A 4,366-nucleotide genomic window follows, 5' to 3' on the forward strand; every position below is an offset into this window, starting at 1 on the left:
GCTTCATCATCGATTAACAATACGTTCTTTTCCATCATCGTGTCTCCTTTCAGTTTTTAATTTCTGTTTGTGAATGTTCGCACATAATATAAAAATAGTGCAATAGCCGTGCCAAAATATATACCACCGTTATTTCAATATGATAGCGCACTTTTAGCTAAAGTTGGCTTCTCCCTGAGTGATAATATAATTAACACAGGAGTGCTTCTACTGTTATGTAACGTGTTGTAATGCGGGGTGTTTAGCCAAATCGTTAAATATTTTTACACATATAGAATTCGTACGGTTTGCAGGTACTTTTTACCTACAGAGGGTTACACACCTTTCGTTGCATTTTCATGATGTTTGAAGAGATGGGTTATTTAGGGCCATTATCCGGGTTTGTGCTGTCCTGATGTTATTGACTCCACCGGTTTCTCAATAATGTCCCTCCGCCCAATACCATAAGGCCGACGCCCGAACAACCGGCCATCATCCAGATCATGGGCATGGCCGTTCCGTTGTGCAGGTAGCTTACGAGTGCCGATGCCGTGGCCCCTGCGACCATCTGCATGCAGCCCATCATCGCTGCCGCACTGCCTGCGTGTCTTGTGAACGGTTCCATGGTCAGCGCCGTAGCGTTGGGATTTACAATCCCATAGCCACAGACGAAGCAAAAAACGAGGCCTATAACCCCCATGCTGTTGAGTATTCCGACGAAGGATCCGGCCACCATCGTCATCGCCGCACAAAATTGCGCGCTGACGACGATAAGCAATATTTCATGGCCGTTCATTACCCGCAGCCACCTTCTGTTGATCTGGCTTGCAGCAACCAGCCCCATTGCATTTACTCCATACATCCAACCAAATTGCGTTGCAGTAAGACCAAACAGATTCATGTAAACAAAGGGAGAACCTGAGATGTAGGAGAAGAATCCGGCCGTCCCGGCGGAGGTGACACAGGCGTACCTGATGAATTCGGGCTCTTTGAAAAGATTTATATAGCCGTGTATGACATTCTTCGGATGCAAAGAGATTGAGGTATCGGCACCCTTGCTCTCCTCGAGAAACCGGATCATCACGCTCAGGACAAAGGCAACAATGACCGCAAGGATGAGAAAAATAAATCGCCAGCCGAGCGTGGACGCCAGGATTCCGCCTACCGTAGGGGCAACTATAGGAGAAACACCGAAGATCAGGATCAGTGTGGACAATACCCTGGCAGCTTCTTTCCCCGAGAACAGATCCCGTACCACCGCTCTCGCCCCGGCGATCCCTACACAGCCTCCAAGGGCGAGGAAGAGACGCATGGTAATCAGAAAGGATATGGATGGGGAAAAGGCACAACCAAGGGCAGCCGCGATATAGACTGAAAGTCCCAGCATCAGGGGCTTCCTTCGCCCGAACCGGTCCATCAGGGGTCCGTATATCATCTGTCCTACGGAGATACCGATAAAATAGCTCGTGAGCGAAAGCCCCACGTGGGCTATATCCGTATTCAGATCCCTGGCGATCGCAGGAAAACCGGGCAGGTACATGTCAATTGAGAATGGCCCTATGGCAGACAAGGCGCCAAGAACAAGTACCGTGGTGCGGTATCGCCTTCTCTCAGTTGCCGGCTTCTTCATTCTCTGGTCTTTTTTCTTCGGGCAAGGTGTGACAACGTCCTTTTATGTCCTGTGACAGTTGACTATCTTTATTATTTACTATTCTTATAGTTATTCCGCCTTTATCGGCTTGTACCAATACATCATCTACATCAATCTTTCGCAATCGTCTTTGTTTTTAAATATACGTTGAACGATTCCATAATTGATGAGATTTTTATGAATGCTTGCAAGGGACTTTGCAATGACTGTTTCAACGCCGAAGAATATGGGTAACATGATAAAGGGTACCGGGATATTCTGTTCGGAGCAGGTATGTCATGGAAAGTGTATAGCATAGAAAATCTGATAATACAAGGCCATACACAAACATAACATCTACTGCTTGAACTGAACAAAACAGGTGGAATAGACCGGGAAAACACGATAGACTAAATGTATAAAAACCACAAAGGGGCATGATTATGATCCTTGAGTTTAACGGCATGCATCCAAAGATAGACCCGACGGCATTTATCGCTGAAAATGCCATGGTCATCGGCGACGTTGAGATAGGGCCGGGCGCGAATATCTGGTTCTACAGCATCGTCCGCGGCGACAAGCACTACATCCGTATCGGCGCGCACTGCAATATCCAGGATGCGTGCGTCCTCCATATTGCAAAAGGCCTTCATCCATTGATCCTCGAGGAGGGCGTCGTGCTCGGCCACCGCGCCGTCGTCCACGGATGTAGCATCGGAAGGGGGTCTCTCATCGGGATCGGCGCCATTGTGCTGAACGGAGCGGAGATCGGCGAAGAATCCATTGTCGGCGCGGGGTCGGTGGTGTCTCCAAGGACGGTTATTCCGCCGCGCTCGCTTGCCATCGGAATCCCCGCAAAGGTAGTGCGCGCCCTTACTGATGAGGATGTCCGCATGATCCAGGAAACCGCCGTGGAATACCGCGGGCTCTCGGAGATCTACGCAAAGCAGAAATGACGGACCCTGCTTTTCCAAATGGAACGGAGATTACGGAAGCAGATCAGTTCAACGTTCACAAATCTGTCCCTTGTAGCAGGCTGTTGAAAAATGTTCAGATGCGAGACGCGCAGCGCAACAAAGCAGATGGGCGTTTTTCAACAGCCTGCCAGGATCTTTTACTTCTTTTCATCCGTCGTAACAGGCCTGGCCTTGACCGTAAAGACATCGTCCGCAACACCCGCACATTCGATATAGCTGCCCCTGGCGACATACGCATCGCCTGTATCGAGGGCGCTGTCATAGGTCGCGACATCGTCGGAGGTGAATATGATGATCCTTCCCTGTCCGGGTTTTGTAAAACTTACGACCACGTCCTCGTTTGCTACCATCCACCGGCTATACCCATCGCCACCTATCTTCACTGAATTCTCGCCAGCCTTTAATGCAGCGGCGGTCTCTGCCGGGCTGTACAGCAGGTCCGAAATCCATGCCCACGTGGTCCCGTCCTTTTCAAAAAGGGTAAGCTCCGACTGATCGCGTATCGCATCAAAGGGCATGCCCGCGAACTCAGGGGAGTCGATCCTTTTGATGCCCCAAAAGTACACGTATCCCGGCAGGTCTTTGTACGTTGATGATCGTATAAAATGCGATTCCACGGTCATGATCCCCTCGAAAGGACCGACGTTGCGCCGCAGCCAGACCCTGCCGTCCATATCGATCCTGAGGCTGTGCGGTTTTTCTACGGGCTTTACCTTCTGCGTCACGATTACATCGATCCCTGCATGTAACGGGGAGTTCACGAAATACACCTCTCCGCCTATGTCGGCAAAATAGGAACGGTTGCCTTCGGCATCGTGATAATAGCCGTTATTATAGATCAGCGTGCCCGCAGGTGTTTTCTCCTGACCCTTGAAGATATATAAGGTGGCGGCGTTCTTGTCCGCATCGAACACGAGCTGGCCCAGTTTCATACCGTCAGCATAGTAACCGCTGAAGGAGGCATGATCCTGCGGCAATGTCTGCGCTTCCGGCGGTATCAGGACGGATTTCTCTTCTTTTGCAATGAGCCTTTTCTCAACCAGTACCGCATCCAGCATGTCCAGCGCGATCTTCATCGCGCCGCTTTCCGTTCCGGCGGCAATGACAGCAACAGATATTCTTCTGTCAGGGACCGTGAAAACCATCGAAGAATAATTCCCGGTGCCGCCACTCTTGCCCAATATCTGAATCCCCGCCGCATCGTACCGCGGAAGGCCTGTCATGTCCCAGCCCAGCCCGAACGAGAAGGTGGGATTCCTTAATTTGCCCCAGAACGCTGAAGGCTGCGCCTTTTTCATCTCTGTGAGAGATGCCTTCTCCAGGAGTTTGCCTTTCACCGAAAAGGCGTCCATAAAACGGCAGAGCTCCACGGCCGTTGATGACAAACCGCCTGCACCCAGGACCGAGAGTGTTTCAAGCGGATGCTTTTTACCGGTTTTCGGGTCATAGTAGAACGCTACGGGCTTGCCCTTGATCTCACCCACACCTATACCGGTGTTCCTCAGACCCAGCGGCTTAAAGATTCTATTATTAAGAAAGTCCATGTATCTCCGGCCGCTTACCCGCTCCACGATCATTTCCGCCAACGTGAACCCGTCGTTGCAATACACGGCCATCGCTCCCGGGGCATGCTTGAGATGCGCGCGGGACAGCGTATCGATCGTTTCCTTCTTTACATTGTCGTCATACTGAAACCCGAAGGAATTCCTGCCCTCGGTCCCCGGTATGCCTGATACGTGGTTTAATGTCATTCTCACTGTGATCTTCCTGTACCGGTCGT

Annotated in this window: 3 protein-coding genes; 1 reads left to right on the forward strand and 2 read right to left on the reverse strand. The window is 50.8% G+C overall.

What is annotated here, in order from left to right; translation table 11 throughout:
- Positions 1–397: 397 nt before the first annotated feature.
- Entirely contained in the window at positions 398–1,609 is a 1,212-nt protein-coding gene (locus tag PHU49_15150) for a multidrug effflux MFS transporter (protein ID MDD5245343.1), read from the reverse strand.
- 443 nt (positions 1,610–2,052) lie between these two features.
- Here PHU49_15150 and PHU49_15155 point away from each other — a divergent pair, with 443 nt between their 5' ends.
- Positions 2,053–2,565: a gamma carbonic anhydrase family protein gene (locus tag PHU49_15155; GenBank protein MDD5245344.1), complete on the forward strand. Its 513-nt coding sequence runs from the start codon at positions 2,053–2,055 to the stop codon at positions 2,563–2,565.
- 158 nt (positions 2,566–2,723) lie between these two features.
- Here the strand turns inward: PHU49_15155 and PHU49_15160 are convergent.
- Positions 2,724–4,366 (reverse strand): serine hydrolase (locus tag PHU49_15160; protein ID MDD5245345.1); only part of this gene is annotated, 1,643 nt, incomplete at its 5' end.

It is taken from the genome of Syntrophorhabdaceae bacterium, from assembly GCA_028713955.1.
Classification (GTDB): Bacteria; Desulfobacterota; Syntrophorhabdia; order Syntrophorhabdales; family Syntrophorhabdaceae; genus UBA5609.